Annotated in this window: 15 protein-coding genes; 7 read left to right on the top strand and 8 right to left on the bottom strand. The window is 51.6% G+C overall.

Annotated features, from left to right (window positions below):
- Nucleotides 1–39: 39 nt before the first annotated feature.
- Nucleotides 40–1,005, top strand: a complete 966-nt coding sequence (yeaX, locus tag HGD79_RS02065; protein WP_001287005.1) for a carnitine monooxygenase reductase subunit YeaX — start codon at nt 40–42, stop codon at nt 1,003–1,005.
- A 53-nt stretch (nt 1,006–1,058) separates the two neighbouring features.
- On the opposite strand, the gene rnd is transcribed toward yeaX, so the two are convergent.
- The 5 genes from rnd to HGD79_RS02040 all read right to left on the bottom strand — a co-directional run bounded on the left by rnd (nt 1,059) and on the right by HGD79_RS02040 (nt 7,430).
- Complete coding sequence (rnd, locus tag HGD79_RS02060; protein WP_001303529.1) at nt 1,059–2,174, bottom strand: ribonuclease D; 1,116 nt, start codon at nt 2,172–2,174, stop codon at nt 1,059–1,061.
- An 81-nt stretch (nt 2,175–2,255) separates the two neighbouring features.
- The gene (fadD, locus tag HGD79_RS02055; protein ID WP_000758422.1) at nt 2,256–3,941 is read right to left on the bottom strand and encodes a long-chain-fatty-acid--CoA ligase FadD; all 1,686 of its coding nucleotides are present in this window, start codon (nt 3,939–3,941) and stop codon (nt 2,256–2,258) included.
- A gap of 204 nt (nt 3,942–4,145) precedes the next feature.
- Entirely contained in the window at nt 4,146–4,727 is a 582-nt protein-coding gene (gene yeaY / locus HGD79_RS02050) for a Slp family lipoprotein YeaY (RefSeq protein WP_000290576.1), read from the bottom strand.
- Nucleotides 4,728–4,766: 39 nt separating this feature from the next.
- The gene (tsaB, locus tag HGD79_RS02045; RefSeq protein ID WP_001220997.1) at nt 4,767–5,462 is read right to left on the bottom strand and encodes a tRNA (adenosine(37)-N6)-threonylcarbamoyltransferase complex dimerization subunit type 1 TsaB; all 696 of its coding nucleotides are present in this window, start codon (nt 5,460–5,462) and stop codon (nt 4,767–4,769) included.
- A 57-nt stretch (nt 5,463–5,519) separates the two neighbouring features.
- On the bottom strand, nt 5,520–7,430 hold the full coding sequence (locus HGD79_RS02040; RefSeq protein WP_000128847.1) for an ATP-dependent DNA helicase: 1,911 nt from the start codon (nt 7,428–7,430) through the stop codon (nt 5,520–5,522).
- Between the two features lie 131 nt (nt 7,431–7,561).
- On the opposite strand from HGD79_RS02040, the gene HGD79_RS02035 reads away from it, so the two are divergent.
- Both HGD79_RS02035 and HGD79_RS02030 read left to right on the top strand, forming a co-directional pair.
- Nucleotides 7,562–7,906, top strand: a complete 345-nt coding sequence (locus HGD79_RS02035) for a RidA family protein (protein WP_001295493.1) — start codon at nt 7,562–7,564, stop codon at nt 7,904–7,906.
- Nucleotides 7,907–8,328: 422 nt separating this feature from the next.
- Complete coding sequence (locus HGD79_RS02030; protein WP_001111995.1) at nt 8,329–8,628, top strand: DUF1889 family protein; 300 nt, start codon at nt 8,329–8,331, stop codon at nt 8,626–8,628.
- A 119-nt stretch (nt 8,629–8,747) separates the two neighbouring features.
- Here the strand turns inward: HGD79_RS02030 and HGD79_RS02025 are convergent, their stop codons facing one another.
- Complete coding sequence (locus HGD79_RS02025) at nt 8,748–8,927, bottom strand: YoaH family protein (protein ID WP_000457334.1); 180 nt, start codon at nt 8,925–8,927, stop codon at nt 8,748–8,750.
- A 73-nt stretch (nt 8,928–9,000) separates the two neighbouring features.
- Between HGD79_RS02025 and pabB the strand changes: the two genes are divergently transcribed.
- The 4 genes from pabB (at nt 9,001) to HGD79_RS02005 (ending at nt 14,221) form a co-directional block, all read left to right on the top strand.
- Entirely contained in the window at nt 9,001–10,362 is a 1,362-nt protein-coding gene (gene pabB, locus HGD79_RS02020) for an aminodeoxychorismate synthase component 1 (RefSeq protein ID WP_000854972.1), read from the top strand.
- Nucleotides 10,363–10,365: 3 nt separating this feature from the next.
- On the top strand, nt 10,366–10,944 hold the full coding sequence (locus tag HGD79_RS02015; protein ID WP_000456725.1) for a CoA pyrophosphatase: 579 nt from the start codon (nt 10,366–10,368) through the stop codon (nt 10,942–10,944).
- A 183-nt stretch (nt 10,945–11,127) separates the two neighbouring features.
- Nucleotides 11,128–12,492 (top strand): L-serine ammonia-lyase, encoded by a 1,365-nt coding sequence (sdaA, locus tag HGD79_RS02010; protein WP_000624298.1) that lies wholly within the window; start codon nt 11,128–11,130, stop codon nt 12,490–12,492.
- A gap of 130 nt (nt 12,493–12,622) precedes the next feature.
- Nucleotides 12,623–14,221 carry a cyclic diguanylate phosphodiesterase gene (locus HGD79_RS02005; protein ID WP_053272932.1) on the top strand — a complete coding sequence of 533 codons (1,599 nt, stop codon included), beginning with the start codon at nt 12,623–12,625 and terminating at the stop codon, nt 14,219–14,221.
- Nucleotides 14,222–14,224: 3 nt separating this feature from the next.
- Here HGD79_RS02005 and yoaE read toward each other — a convergent pair whose 3' ends face one another.
- Both yoaE and yoaL read right to left on the bottom strand, forming a co-directional pair.
- Nucleotides 14,225–15,781: a CNNM family cation transport protein YoaE gene (gene yoaE / locus HGD79_RS02000; RefSeq protein ID WP_000394983.1), complete on the bottom strand. Its 1,557-nt coding sequence runs from the start codon at nt 15,779–15,781 to the stop codon at nt 14,225–14,227.
- Nucleotides 15,769–15,927 carry a protein YoaL gene (gene yoaL / locus HGD79_RS26815; protein WP_269212562.1) on the bottom strand — a complete coding sequence of 53 codons (159 nt, stop codon included), beginning with the start codon at nt 15,925–15,927 and terminating at the stop codon, nt 15,769–15,771. Before yoaL ends, yoaE begins: the two co-directional genes overlap by 13 nt.
- Nucleotides 15,928–16,033 lie beyond the last annotated feature (106 nt).

The following is a 16,033-nucleotide window of genomic DNA, read 5'->3' as shown; positions in this document are numbered from 1 at the left end:
ATTTTCCGCCGCTGGGCTGATTTTTGATGGAGTACAGCAATGTCAGACTATCAAATGTTTGAAGTACAGGTGAGTCAGGTGGAACCGCTTACCGAACAGGTGAAACGCTTCACGCTGGTGGCAACCGATGGCAAACCGCTGCCTGCGTTCACCGGAGGAAGTCACATCATTGTGCAGATGAGCGATGGTGATAACCAGTACAGCAATGCGTATTCACTACTGAGTTCGCCGCATGACACCTCTTGTTATCAGATTGCCGTTCGGCTGGAGGAAAACTCGCGCGGCGGTTCCCGCTTTTTGCATCAGCAGGTAAAAGTGGGCGATCGGTTAACGATTTCAACGCCTAATAACCTGTTTGCGCTAATTCCCTCAGCCAGAAAGCATCTGTTTATCGCGGGCGGTATTGGTATCACCCCTTTCCTGTCGCACATGGCAGAGCTGCAACACAGCGACGTCGACTGGCAGCTACATTACTGCTCGCGAAATCCAGAAAGTTGCGCATTTCGTGATGAGCTAGTCCAGCATCCGCAGGCTGAGAAAGTTCACTTGCATCACTCATCAACCGGAACACGACTGGAATTAGCGCGATTATTGGCGGATATCGAACCTGGCACACACGTTTATACCTGTGGTCCCGAGGCGCTAAATGAAGCGGTAAGAAGTGAAGCTGCGCGTCTGGACATCGTCGCCGATACGCTGCACTTTGAGCAATTTGCTATCGAAGACAAAACCGGCGATGCCTTTACCCTGGTGCTTGCCCGTTCCGGAAAAGAGTTTGTGGTGCCGGAAGAGATGACTATTTTGCAGGTTATTGAAAATAATAAAGCCGCGAAAGTGGAATGTTTATGTCGTGAAGGGGTATGCGGAACCTGCGAAACAGCAATACTGGAAGGTGAAGCTGACCATCGGGATCAGTATTTTAGCGATGAAGAGCGTGCCAGCCAGCAAAGTATGTTGATCTGTTGTTCGCGTGCGAAGGGTAAACGCCTGGTGTTGGATTTGTAGTTTGCCAAAGCCGGATGTGGCGCTGAGCGCGCCCAGTCCGGCTTCGGAAGATTTTACTGCGGATATTCCTGCAATAAATTGTGTAATGCTTCCGCCATCAGCTCACCACGCCAGCCGGAAATCAGCTCCGGCAAATTGTTCTGCGGTTTCAGTTTCCAGTGCCAGTTCAGCAGTTGGTTGATTTGCCGACGCGATGCCAGCAATTCGGCGCTGATCTTATGCGTTTCGCTCACGTCAGTAATCAGCGACTTAATCGCTTTAAACGCTTTACGATAACCAGGCATGTCCATCAGGTTAAGCATCGGCTGCGGTAAGGCCTCTTCCGGCAATGTCTGCGCTTTTTCCACCAGCGCCAGCAGCGTTTTACCGTGAAAGCGGATTTCGCTACCGGATAAACCCAGGCTGTCCAGTTCGCCTAAACTTCCCGGCATATAACGCGCGACCGACCACAAATGCTCTTCACGCACGACAAAGTTCACCGCCAGATCACGCTCTCGCGCCTTGCGCAGTCGCCAGTCGGCTAACAGTTGCAGACAGGCCAGTTGGCGTGTGCGTAACTGCCAGGCATTGGTGATATCACGCCAGGCATCTTCCGGCGCAACGACTTCCTGACGACGCATTTGCATCAGGCGGCATTCATCCAGCGCCGCAGGTAGCCAGCCGGAGGCCTCCGTTTCTACCATAAGCTTGGCGGTGATCGGTAACAGATACCAGACATCCGCCGCTGCGTATTCACACTGACGTTCGGTCAGCGGTCTGGCCAGCCAGTCGGTGCGCGATTCACTCTTGTCCAGCGTAACGCCGGAATACTCTTCCACCATGGAAGCGAAACCCCATGACATCGGGCGTCCGCAGAAGGCAGCAAGGATTTGCGTGTCAATCAAGGGTTGTGGTAATTCGCCAAAGACATTGAGGAACACTTCCAGATCTTCACTGCCTGCATGGAGAAATTTTGTGATGGACGGATCGCGCAGGATCGCTTTCAGCGGTGACCAGTCGGTGATCCCGAGAGGATCAATTAGCGCCAGATGCTCGCCATCGAAAAGTTGAATCAACCCCAGCTGCGGGTAATAAGTGCGCGTACGAACAAATTCAGTATCCAGGGCTATCGCCGGAAAGGCACGGACGGCTTCACACAAAGAAGCCAGCGCATCGTCCGTGGTAATCATTTGGTAATTCAAATTGTTTTCTCTTTAGTGGGCGTCAAAAAAAACGCCGGATTAACCGGCGTCTGACGACTGACTTAACACTCAGGCTTTATTGTCCACTTTGCCGCGCGCTTCGTCACGTAATTCTCGTCGCAAAATTTTTCCGACGTTAGATTTCGGTAACTCATCACGAAACTCCACCAGCTTCGGTACTTTGTAGCCCGTGAGCTGACGGCGGCAAAAGGTCACCAGTGACTCTTCGGTAAGCGATGGATCTTTTTTCACTACGAAGATTTTCACCGCTTCACCACTGGAGCCGGAAGGTACGCCAACAGCCGCGACTTCCTGTACGCCAGGATGCTGCATGACGACATCTTCAATCTCGTTGGGATAGACGTTAAAACCGGAAACCAGAATCATGTCTTTTTTACGATCGACAATGCGCAGGAACCCTTCTTCATCCATCACCGCGATGTCGCCGGTGTGTAACCAGCCATTTTTGATGATCTCATCTGTAGCATCCGGACGCTGCCAGTAACCCAGCATCACCTGCGGTCCTTTGACACAAAGCTCACCCGGTTGACCCGGTGGTACTTCATTATCATCATCATCCACCAGTTTGGCTTCCGTCGACGGCACCGGCAAACCGATGCTACCACTATGATAATCAATATCATATGGGTTAACGCTGACCAGCGGCGCACACTCGGTAAGGCCATAGCCTTCCAGCAGATACTGTCCTGTCAGTTTCACCCAACGCTCTGCCACCACTTGCTGCACTGGCATCCCTCCGCCTGCGGAAAGATGCAGACTGGAGAAATCCAGCTGCTGGAACTCTTTATTGTTCAGCAACGCATTGAACAAGGTGTTAACGCCCGTGATAGCGGTAAACGGATATTTCGCTAACTCTTTTACCAACCCTGGAATATCGCGCGGGTTAGTGATAAGCAGGTTCTGCCCACCCAGTTCGATAAACAGCAGGCAGTTAATGGTCAGGGCAAAAATGTGATACAGCGGCAGCGCCGTCACCACCAGCTCTTTGCCCGGATGCAACAGCGGACCATAGGTCGCGTTAACCTGTTCCAGGTTCGCCAGCATATTGCGGTGAGTCAGCATCGCGCCTTTCGCCACACCAGTGGTGCCGCCGGTGTATTGCAGAAAAGCTAAATCTTCCGGCACCAGTTCGGGTTTGACGTACTGCATCCGGTAGCCGTTATGCAGTGCGCTACGAAATGAAATGGCATCTGGCAGATGGTATTTCGGCACCAAACGCTTGATGTATTTAACAACGAAATTGACTACCGTGCCTTTTGCCGTAGATAGCTGATCGCCCATACGGGTCAGAATTACGTGCTGAACGGCGGTTTTATCAACCACTTTTTCCAGTGTGTGAGCAAAGTTAGACACGATAACAATCGCCGATGCGCCGCTATCGTTAAGCTGATGCTCAAGCTCACGCGGGGTATACAACGGGTTAACGTTTACGACGATCATCCCTGCACGCAAAATGCCAAACAGCGCCACCGGATATTGCAATAAATTAGGCATCATCAACGCAACGCGATCGCCTTTCTTCAGCCCCAACCCTTGTTGCAAATAAGCGGCAAACGCGCGACTGCGTTCTTCCAGCTTGCGGAAGGTCATCACCTCCCCCATATTCACAAACGCAGGCTGATCGGCGTAGCGCGCGACCGACTGCTCAAACATATCTACCAGAGATTGATAACGGTCAGGGTTGATCTCCGTCGGAACGTCCGCGGGATAACGGTTAAGCCAAACCTTCTTCAATTCTTCACCTCTAAAATGCGTGTTCGTCGTCATCGCAACCCCAAATGATATACATGCCGTTAACATAATATTAACTCATCATACCAGCTTGATAATTACCCAACGAAAAGGTTGCGAAGCGCGTCACTATTTATTTTTATCTTTACCGTAAGAATGCAGAAACAGCGGACCAGCCGCTGTTTCTTTTTCTTTAAAAACAAGCAATTATTCAGTTACAACTGTTTGTACTCTCGCGGGGCCGGGATTATACCAGCCCCATCCGCCGTAGCCATAGGGCCAGCCACGACCGCCATAAAACCATGGATCAATCGGCTGAGGCGGCATAATCACCTGCTGGGTTAAATGCCAACGTTTGTAACCCGTTACTTGCATCACCATAAATTTATAGGGCGTGTTGCCGATTTTTCCGTCAACCGCACCAGTGATTGGCCCGACTACCGTAACCAGTTGTCCACGGAAATCCACCGGGTCCAGAAAACCGTTCACATCGGCATAAATGCGACCGCGAGAAGGTTCTCCCAGCGTCGGTCTGGCACCGCTGTCCAGCGGTACGGTAGCAATTTCCAGGCGGGTTTTCCCTTGCTGGTTTTGTACCGCAACCACTTTGCCACCAAAGCGTGCCTCCTGACCAACGTACAGCTGCGGCGCACTCATCACCCGAACTAAATCTTGTTGCGGCGTGGGACTGCTGCCTTTAATGGCGTCCGGCACAGTGACACAACCGCTCAGCATTAGCGCAAACGTACCTGCCAGTATGCCTTTGATAACATTCTTTTGAACCGCCATGATGCGACTCCTTTTTTTCTCAGGGCATACTCTTAAGATTCATTCTTTGCCCGGAAGTTTCTTCCATGCGACGTTGTTACGTAAATAAACCGGTTCGGCATGTTCCACCGCCACCGTTTTACCCTCGGCAAACATCTGACAAGCAATCGGCAGCATATCTTCTGCAGCGGGGAGTAACACTTCGCCATCGCGCAAAACCAGTCCGCTCTCTTTACCGAGATCCGGCCAGGCTTGCCAGCCTGTACCTACCGTCACCCATTCCCCGGAAAGCTGTTGCATTCGTTCATGAACGAGTTCGGGTTTGAGTACGGCTTCGGTTTCTTCACCGTGCCAGATACCGTTTTCATCACGCTGATATTCGGCCCAGTAAACTTCGCCCATTCGCGCGTCAATGGCTGACAGCACGCGTGTTGCGCCGTTTTTGCGCCACGCCCCTTGCGCCATCGTCATTAGCGTGGAGACGCCAATCATCGGTAATTCCGCGCCAAGCGCCAGCCCTTGCGCGATGCCAATACCAATGCGCACGCCTGTAAAGCTACCGGGGCCGCGCCCGTAAGCCAGAGCGTTAATATCAGTCAGGGAAGTTCCGCTGGTGGTCAGGATATCCTGCACCATCGGTAAGATTCGTTGAGTATGTTCACGAGGGCAAAGCTCAAAATGAGCGTTGACAGTACCGTCGTTCCACAGGGCGACAGAGCAGGCCTCTGTCGCGGTATCGATAGCCAGAATTCGCATGGGTCTTCGTGCTTAGATCAATAAAAAGGCGCGCATCATACCATACTCCGTAACAAATTACCTGGAGGATGGTATCGCAAGGAAACGAACCGCACGGGCAATGTCACGGGTGCGTGGCGCGGGCGGCAGACTGGCGAGAAACGTCGCGCCGTAAGGACGCATCACCAGCCGATTGTCACAAATTACCAAAACCCCGCGATCGTCGGCGTCGCGAATCAGTCGCCCGACTCCCTGCTTGAGAGTAATCACCGCATCCGGCAGTTGTACTTCATCGAACGGGTCGCCACCGCGCAAACGGCAATCTTCCATGCGCGCTTTTAACAATGGATCATCAGGCGAGGTAAACGGCAATTTGTCGATAATCACCAATGACAATGTATCGCCACGCACGTCCACCCCCTCCCAGAAACTACTGGTTGCCACAAGAAGCGCGTTACCGGCACTGACAAATTGCTGCAACAGTTGCCCTTTGCTGGTTTCCCCCTGCAATAATACGGGAAGCGTCATGGTAGCGCGGAACTGCTCGGCCAGATCGCGCATCATGGCGTGCGAGGTACAAAGCATAAAACAGCGACCGTTGTTAGCTTCGATGATCGGGCGCAGCATAGCCGCCAGTTGCCGCGCGGAACCCGGTTGATTGGTTTGCGGCAGGTTGCGCGGCACACAGAGTAACGCCTGGCGGCTGTAATCAAACGGGCTTGGCAATAGCAACGACTCCGCCTGTTCTATCCCAAGCCGCGAGGTGAAATGATGCAGATCGTCGTTCACCGACAGCGTTGCTGAGGTGAAGATCCAGCTACCGGGCTTTTGCGCCATTAACTCTTTGAATTTATCCGCCACGCTGAGCGGCGTGAGAGCCAGAGTAAAATGGCGCGAAGTGCATTCGTACCAGTAGCTGTAGCCCGGCTGATTGATCTCTTTTAGCCGCTTCAGCCGTGTGCGATACAACGTGGCGCGCTCAAATGCCGCATCCAGCAAGGCGGAACGCCCCAGTGACAGTTTCGCCACGTCATAACAAAGTTCCAGGGTGTCATCGAGCAGTAAAAATGCCCGCTGAATTTGCGGATTAGCTAACAGCTCACGCAGGTTACCGCGATAACCTGGCTCACCGAGTTGCAGACGAAAATCCTGCGCACTCTGGGCAAGACGATCAGCGCACTTTTGTAACTGCTGGGTGTCTTTTAATTCGGTGCGGTAGGCGATGGTGATGTCTTTTGCCAGGTCGAGCAGTTGTCGACTGGAGAGTGACTGACCAAAATACTGGCTGGCAATGTCCGGTAGCTGGTGGGCTTCGTCGAAGATCATGACGTCCGCTTCCGGGATCAACTCGCCAAATCCACTCTCTTTAACCACCATATCCGCCAGAAAGAGATGATGGTTTACCACCACCACATCGGCGTCCATCGCTTTTTTACGTGCTTTGACCACAAAGCAATCTTTATACATCGGGCAGTCGCTGCCAAGACAGTTGTCGTTGGTGCTGGTGACCAGCGGCCACGCCTGTGAATCTTCCGCCACGCTGACGCAGGTGCTGATATCACCATCGACTGTTTGATTAGACCAGGAGCGCAGCAGGATCACATCGCTTAAGATTTGTACCGGCAGATCGCCCCCCGCCAGCGCCTGCTGTTCGAGACGTTCAAGGCAGAGGTAGTTTGAGCGCCCTTTCAGCAGCGCCACGTTGCCCGTGTATTTCAACGCCTTTGAGACTGTTGGCAAATCGCGGCTGTAGAGCTGATCCTGCAACGCTTTTGAGCCGGTCGAGATAATGACTTTCTTTTTCGCCCGCAGCGCAGGAGCCAGGTAAGCGTAGGTTTTGCCCGTACCGGTTCCTGCTTCCACCACCAGCGGCTGGCCTTTTTCTATCGCCTGGGTGACGGCTACCGCCATCTGTCGCTGTGGTTCTCGCGGCTTAAAGCCTGGTATCGCTTTCGCCAGCTGACCGTCTGGTGCAAAATCGTCCGTCACACTACCCCCTGTTGATTTGAACAGGGATTATGTCAGGATGAGGTCGCTTTCGCCAGTTGAAGTGGTGACGGCGACCTCACATTGTGGCAGTCTTTGCAGCACGAAAATGGAAGGATAATGAGGACAAAATGATGACTATCGTTCGTATCGATGCTGAAGCCCGCTGGTCTGATGTAGTAATCCACAACAACACGCTCTACTACACTGGTGTACCGGAAAACCTCGACGCCGATGCCTTTGAGCAAACCGCCAACACGCTGGCGCAGATTGACGCCGTGCTGGAAAAACAGGGCAGCAATAAATCGAGCATTCTGGATGCCACCATTTTCCTGGCCGATAAAAACGACTTCGCGGCGATGAATAAAGCGTGGGATGCCTGGGTTGTCGCGGGTCATGCGCCGGTGCGCTGCACGGTACAAGCGGGTTTGATGAACCCGAAGTATAAAGTTGAAATTAAGATTGTGGCTGCGGTGTAAGCTTTATCGAAGCAAAATAAGTCAGACGATAATTTATCGATAATACTGGTCGGTTTTACATAAATCGACCAGAGATTAAGATATTACCTGTTGATGCTCCTGCTAATTCATTATTTATTTTTATAATTTCAATTTTATCTATAAAACTAACTATATAAATAACCATAACCATGCCGTTGTGTTCGCCCTCTGACTAGCAACTCTGGTTTTCTTTCTTAGCTGAATAATCTGGTTATAGCGTGAGGACTGACCGTTAAATTTCTCCATCTTACTGGATAACACACCATGAGCTGCTACCTTTAAAACACCTGAATGTCAACAGGTTAACTCGTGCCATATCGTTATAATCCCTTTGATATTAGATGCAAATTAAGGTCATATATAGTCTTATCGATAACATGGTTAATTTTAAGGATAAGAATATGCCTGCTGTAATAGATAAAGCCCTGGATTTCATTGGTGCCATGGATGTATCAGCGCCAACACCAAGTTCGATGAATGAAAGCACGGCGAAGGGAATCTTTAAATATTTAAAAGAACTGGGAGTACCCGCGAGTGCCGCTGATATTACGGCGCGAGCTGACCAGGAAGGCTGGAACCCTGGGTTCACGGAAAAAATGGTTGGATGGGCAAAAAAAATGGAGACAGGTGAACGCTCTGTGATTAAAAATCCTGAATACTTTTCAACATATATGCAGGAAGAACTAAAAGCACTGGTCTGAGTTAAATTTATATCAGCATAAATGGGTCAGGACGCTTTTAATCACATATAAAAAGCGTCCTTTTTCTCACAATCAAATGATCATCGGCTTCTATAACGAAATCGATACGGATTAGTGTGTTACTCGTCTTCATCCTCAAAACGCGCCACGATTCGCTCGCCGGAGTGGTTGGCACGCAGCTCTTCTGCCACCAGCGCGATTGCCTGGCCGCTGCTCATCCCTTGTGCCATCAGTTCCTGGATCCGCTCGACAGCTTTTTGCTGCTGTTCATGGGTGAGTGAAGGTAAACCTGCAAACATTGTTAACTCCTGCTAAATTGTTGGCGCTAATTATTTCATGCTACCCGGCACATAGCCAGTAGAGTCAGGACTGATGAAGACGTTATCTCCCGCTGTGATTACTTTACCCTGGCGTCAGGACGCCGCTGAATTTTATTTCTCCCGCTTAAGCCACCTGCCGTGGGCGATGCTTTTACACTCCGGCTATGCCGATCATCCGTATAGCCGCTTTGATATTGTGGTCGCCGATCCGATTTGCACTTTAACCACTTTCGGTAAAGAAACCGTTGTTAGTGAAAGCGAAAAACGCACAACGACTACTGATGACCCGCTACAGGTGCTCCAGCAGGTGCTGGATCGCGCAGACATTCGCCCAACGCATAACGAAGATTTGCCATTTCAGGGCGGCGCACTGGGGTTGTTTGGCTACGATCTGGGCCGCCGTTTTGAGTCACTGCCAGAAATTGCGGAACAAGATATCGTTCTGCCGGATATGGCAGTGGGTATCTACGATTGGGCGCTCATTGTCGACCACCAGCGTCATACAGTTTCTTTGCTGAGTCATAATGATGTCAATGCCCGTCGGGCCTGGCTGGAAAGCCAGCAATTCTCGCCGCAGGAAGATTTCACGCTCACTTCCGACTGGCAATCCAATATGACCCGCGAGCAGTACGGCGAAAAATTTCGCCAGGTACAGGAATATCTGCACAGCGGTGATTGCTATCAGGTGAATCTCGCCCAGCGTTTTCATGCGACCTATTCTGGCGATGAATGGCAGGCATTCCTTCAGCTTAATCAGGCCAACCGCGCGCCATTTAGCGCTTTTTTACGTCTTGAACAGGGTGCAATTTTAAGCCTTTCGCCAGAGCGGTTTATTCTTTGTGATAATAGTGAAATCCAGACCCGCCCGATTAAAGGCACGCTACCACGCCTGCCCGATCCTCAGGAAGATAGCAAACAAGCAGAAAAACTGGCGAACTCAGCGAAAGATCGTGCCGAAAATCTGATGATTGTCGATTTAATGCGTAATGATATCGGTCGTGTTGCCGTAGCCGGTTCGGTAAAAGTACCAGAGCTGTTCGTGGTGGAACCCTTCCCTGCCGTGCATCATCTGGTCAGCACTATAACGGCGCGACTACCAGAACAGTTACACGCCAGCGATCTGCTGCGCGCAGCTTTTCCTGGTGGCTCAATAACCGGGGCTCCGAAAGTACGGGCTATGGAAATTATCGACGAACTGGAACCGCAGCGACGTAATGCCTGGTGCGGCAGCATTGGCTATTTGAGCTTTTGCGGCAACATGGATACCAGCATTACTATCCGCACGCTGACTGCCATTAACGGACAAATATACTGCTCTGCGGGCGGTGGAATTGTCGCCGATAGCCAGGAAGAAGCGGAATATCAGGAAACTTTTGATAAAGTTAATAAGATATTACGCCAACTGGAGAAGTAAGACGTGGAATACCGTAGCCTGACGCTTGATGATTTTTTATCTCGCTTTCAACTTTTGCGCCCGCAAATTAACCGGGAAACCCTAAATCATCGTCAGGCTGCCGTGTTAATCCCCATCGTCCGTCGACCGCAACCGGGGTTGTTGCTGACTCAGCGTTCAATTCATCTGCGTAAACACGCTGGACAAGTGGCATTCCCTGGAGGTGCAGTCGATGACACGGACGCATCAGTTATCGCCGCCGCGCTGCGCGAAGCTGAAGAAGAGGTCGCTATACCGCCTTCCGCCGTTGAAGTTATCGGCGTGCTGCCGCCCGTCGATAGCGTAACTGGCTATCAGGTAACCCCAGTGGTCGGCATTATCCCGCCCGATCTGCCGTATCGCGCCAGTGAAGATGAAGTCTCGGCGGTGTTTGAAATGCCGCTCGCCCAGGCATTACATCTGGGGCGTTATCACCCTTTAGATATCTACCGCCGTGGCGATTCACATCGGGTATGGCTGTCCTGGTACGAACAGTATTTTGTATGGGGAATGACCGCAGGCATAATTCGTGAGCTGGCGCTGCAAATTGGTGTGAAACCCTGACTATACTTATCTTTACATCTACAAAACACTACTTGAGACAATCATCGCAATATTAGTTAAATCGCGGTTTTTGATTAGTTTAATTCATGTGAATAGTTAAGCCAGTCGCCGCGTTCCCTCTTACACTATGCGCTGTTATTAGTTCGTTACTGGAAGTCCAGTCACCTTGTCAGGAGTATTATCGTGATTAGTCTATTCGACATGTTTAAGGTGGGGATTGGTCCCTCATCTTCCCATACCGTAGGGCCTATGAAGGCGGGTAAACAGTTCGTCGATGATCTGGTCGAAAAAGGCTTACTGGATAGCGTTACTCGCGTTGCCGTGGACGTTTATGGTTCACTGTCGCTGACGGGTAAAGGCCACCACACCGATATCGCCATTATTATGGGTCTTGCAGGTAACGAACCTGCCACCGTGGATATCGACAGTATTCCCGGTTTTATTCGCGACGTAGAAGAGCGCGAACGTCTGCTGCTGGCACAGGGACGGCATGAAGTGGATTTCCCGCGCGACAACGGGATGCGTTTTCATAACGGCAACCTGCCGCTGCATGAAAACGGTATGCAAATCCACGCCTATAACGGCGATGAAGTCGTCTACAGCAAAACTTATTATTCCATCGGCGGCGGTTTTATCGTCGATGAAGAACACTTTGGTCAGGATGCTGCCAACGAAGTGAGCGTGCCGTATCCGTTCAAATCTGCCACCGAACTGCTCGCGTACTGTAATGAAACCGGCTATTCGCTGTCTGGTCTCGCTATGCAGAACGAACTGGCGCTGCACAGCAAGAAAGAGATCGACGAGTATTTCGCGCATGTCTGGCAAACCATGCAGGCATGTATCGATCGCGGGATGAACACCGAAGGTGTACTGCCAGGCCCGCTGCGCGTGCCACGTCGTGCGTCTGCCCTGCGCCGGATGTTAGTTTCCAGCGATAAACTGTCTAACGATCCGATGAATGTCATTGACTGGGTAAACATGTTTGCGCTGGCAGTTAACGAAGAAAACGCCGCCGGTGGTCGTGTGGTAACTGCGCCAACCAACGGTGCCTGCGGTATCGTTCCGGCAGTGCTGGCTTACTATGACCACTTTATTGAATCGGTCAGCCCGGACATCTATACCCGTTACTTTATGGCAGCGGGCGCGATTGGTGCATTGTATAAAATGAACGCCTCTATTTCCGGTGCGGAAGTTGGTTGCCAGGGCGAAGTGGGTGTTGCCTGTTCAATGGCTGCTGCGGGTCTTGCAGAACTGCTGGGCGGTAGCCCGGAACAGGTTTGCGTGGCGGCGGAAATTGGCATGGAACACAACCTTGGTTTAACCTGCGACCCGGTTGCAGGGCAGGTTCAGGTGCCGTGCATTGAGCGTAATGCCATTGCCTCTGTGAAGGCGATTAACGCCGCACGGATGGCTCTGCGCCGCACCAGTGCACCGCGCGTCTCGCTGGATAAGGTCATCGAAACGATGTACGAAACCGGTAAGGACATGAACGCCAAATACCGCGAAACCTCACGCGGTGGTCTGGCAATCAAAGTCCAGTGTGACTAATACTTCTTACTCGCCCATCTGCAACGGATGGGCGAATTTATACCCGCTTTCTCGTCTGCTGTAATATTCCCCACTACACTTCCACTGTTGCGTCAGGCGTTTGTCGCCATACGCTTACAGGGTGGCCCGCATGCAAAAAGCACAACGGATCATTAAAACCTATCGCCGTAATCGAATGATTGTTTGTACGATTTGCGCACTCGTTACGCTCGCTTCGACCCTGAGCGTGCGATTTATTTCACAGCGTAACTTAAATCAACAACGGGTAGTACAATTCGCCAATCACGCTGTAGAGGAATTAGATAAAGTACTGCTTCCCCTACAGGCAGGTAGCGAAGTCTTGCTTCCGCTGATTGGTCTGCCCTGCTCTGTCGCCCATTTGCCATTACGTAAACAGGCGGCAAAACTCCAAACTGTGCGATCCATTGGCCTGGTGCAAGACGGCACACTCTATTGCTCCAGCATTTTTGGTTATCGCAATGTGCCCGTCGTGGACATTCTGGCTGAACTTCCTGCACCGCAACCACTTTTACGCCTGACGATCGACCGTGCCCTGATTAAAGGCAGTCCGGTTTTGATTCAATGGACGCCTGCAGCGGGCAGTAGCAATGCTGGGGTCATGGAGATGATTAACATCGACTTACTGACGGCAATGCTCCTTGAGCCACAACTGCCGCAAATCAGTAGCGCCAGCCTGACGGTGGACAAACGGCATTTGCTCTATGGTAATGGGCTGGTAGATTCCCTTCCGCAACCTGAAGACAATGAAAACTATCAGGTTTCTTCGCAACGCTTTCCTTTTACCATTAACGTTAATGGTCCGGGGGCTACGGCGCTGGCATGGCACTATCTTCCAACACAATTACCGCTGGCGGTGCTGCTAAGTTTACTGGTGGGCTACATCGCCTGGCTGGCGACCGCTTACCGGATGAGCTTTTCCCGCGAAATCAATCTGGGCCTGGCGCAACATGAGTTCGAATTGTTCTGTCAGCCTTTGCTTAATGCGCGCAGCCAGCAATGTATTGGTGTAGAGATTTTGCTGCGCTGGAACAATCCGCGTCAGGGCTGGATTTCACCGGATGTGTTTATTCCTATCGCGGAAGAACATCATTTAATTGTGCCACTGACCCGCTATGTGATGGCAGAAACCATTCGTCAGCGCCATGTTTTCCCGATGAGTAGTCAGTTTCATGTTGGCATTAACGTCGCACCCAGCCATTTTCGCCGTGGTGTGCTGATAAAAGATCTCAATCAGTACTGGTTTAGCGCTCACCCGATTCAGCAACTGATCCTCGAAATCACCGAAGGCGATGCCTTACTGGATGTTGATTATCGGATTGCCCGCGAGCTACATCGTAAAAACGTCAAACTGGCGATTGATGACTTCGGCACCGGCAACAGTTCATTTTCCTGGCTTGAAACATTACGTCCTGACGTGCTGAAAATTGATAAGTCATTTACCGCAGCTATAGGTTCTGACGCGGTTAACTCGACGGTGACCGATATCATCATCGCGCTGGGGCAAAGACTGAATATTGAACTGGTGGCGGAGGGCGTGGAAACGCAAGAACAGGCGAAGTATTTGCGCCGTCATGGCGTGCATATTTTGCAAGGGTATTTGTACGCACAGCCGATGCCGCTACGTGATTTTCCCAAATGGCTGGCGGGCAGCCAACCGCCGCCCGCCCGGCATAATGGACATATCACGCCCATTATGCCGTTACGTTAACGCTTACTCATCTTCATCGTGCGCCGGTTGCTCTTTAACAATGCGAACCAGATCAACACGATAATCATTGGCTTCAATGATGGTGATATGCAGTGGCCCTACATCAATCACATCGCCCACACGGGGAATGTGACCATTTGCCGAGATCACCAGGCCCGCGACCGTCGCGATATCATCGTCATCGGCAAGGTGCTCAACATCAAGCGCCTGCTGCAAGGCATGCAAATCTGTACCGCCTTTTACCAGCCAGCCGTCACCATCGGTAATGATTTCCGGCGTTTCGTCAGCGTCCGGGAATTCACCCGCAATGGCTTCCAGCACATCCAGCGGCGTGACCAAGCCTTGTACCACACCAAACTCGTTGGTCACGATAACAAAGCTCCCGCGAGCGCGACGCAGCACGCCCAGCAGGTTGATCGGATCGAGGGTTTCCGGGACGATAATCGCCGGAGACGCCGAAGCAATCGCCGCCACATCAACGCCCTCTTCCAGCGCCACCAGCAGTTCTTTAGCACGTACGATTCCGATGATTTCATCCAGTTCACCGCGACATACCGGGAACAGGCTGTGCGGTGAGGAGAGCAGCTGCTCGCGGATTTCATCGACCCCGAGATTAGCGTCAACCCAGCTTATTTCACCGCGCGGCGTCATGATCCCGCGCAGAGAACGCGACGCCAGCGTCAGTACGCCGTTAATCATGTAACGTTCTTCTTCGGCAAATGCACCTTCCGGGATCGGCATCGGCATCGGGTTATCGGCATCGTGCTGAACATTGGCCTGACGTTTCCCGCCCATCAAACGCAGGATGGCATCGGCAGTACGCGCTCGCAGCGGCAAAGTCGACTGGTGACGAATAAAGTTGCGACGCGCAATCTGGTTAAACACTTCGATGATGATCGAGAAGCCAATCGCGGCATACAGGTAACCTTTCGGAATGTGGAAACCGAAACCTTCTGCCACCAGACTCAGACCAATCATTAACAGGAAGCTCAGACAGAGCACCACCACCGTGGGGTGCTGGTTAACGAATCGCGTCAGCGGTTTGGATGCCAGCAACATAACCGCCATCGCAATCACTACCGCCGCCATCATCACCGGCAGATGGTTAACCATCCCTACTGCAGTAATTACCGCATCCAACGAGAAGACGGCGTCAAGGATGACAATCTGTGTGACGACCACCCAGAAACTGGCGTAGCCTTTACCGTGGCCGGAATCATGATCGCGGTTTTCCAGCCGTTCATGCAGTTCGGTTGTTGCTTTGAACAGCAAGAATATCCCCCCGAACAACATAATCAGGTCGCGTCCGGAGAAGGAGAAATCCATGACGGTAAATAGCGGTTTGGTCAGCGTGACCATCCATGAAATCAGCGACAGCAGCCCCAGACGCATAATCAGCGCCAGTGATAACCCCAGCAAACGCGCTTTATCGCGTTGTTTTGGCGGCAGTTTGTCAGCAAGAATGGCGATGAAGACCAGGTTATCGATACCCAGCACAATTTCGAGAACAACAAGCGTGAGTAGCCCCGCCCAAATTGAGGGGTCCATTAAGAATTCCATGACAAGCTCCTGCTTAAGGAATAGCTATTCGACGCCAGAAATAATGCAGGCGTAACGACAAAATGCAAACGAAAGGTGCGGCATAGAGAGCCAGAAAGGCAGGCGTTAAAAGGCCTGATGCTGAAATGACGTCGGTGACGATCCATACTGCGGGCTACTGCCCTATACTCCATGGTTGTTAAACGGGAGTTAAACATATCAGAGACGCCTCTGATTTGGCAAAGATTTACCTTCCTTTGCAAACGAATGTGA

It is taken from the genome of Escherichia sp. SCLE84 (assembly GCF_012584495.1).
Classification (GTDB): Bacteria; Pseudomonadota; Gammaproteobacteria; order Enterobacterales; family Enterobacteriaceae; genus ECMA0423.
This window is presented reverse-complemented; position numbering and strand designations above follow the sequence as displayed.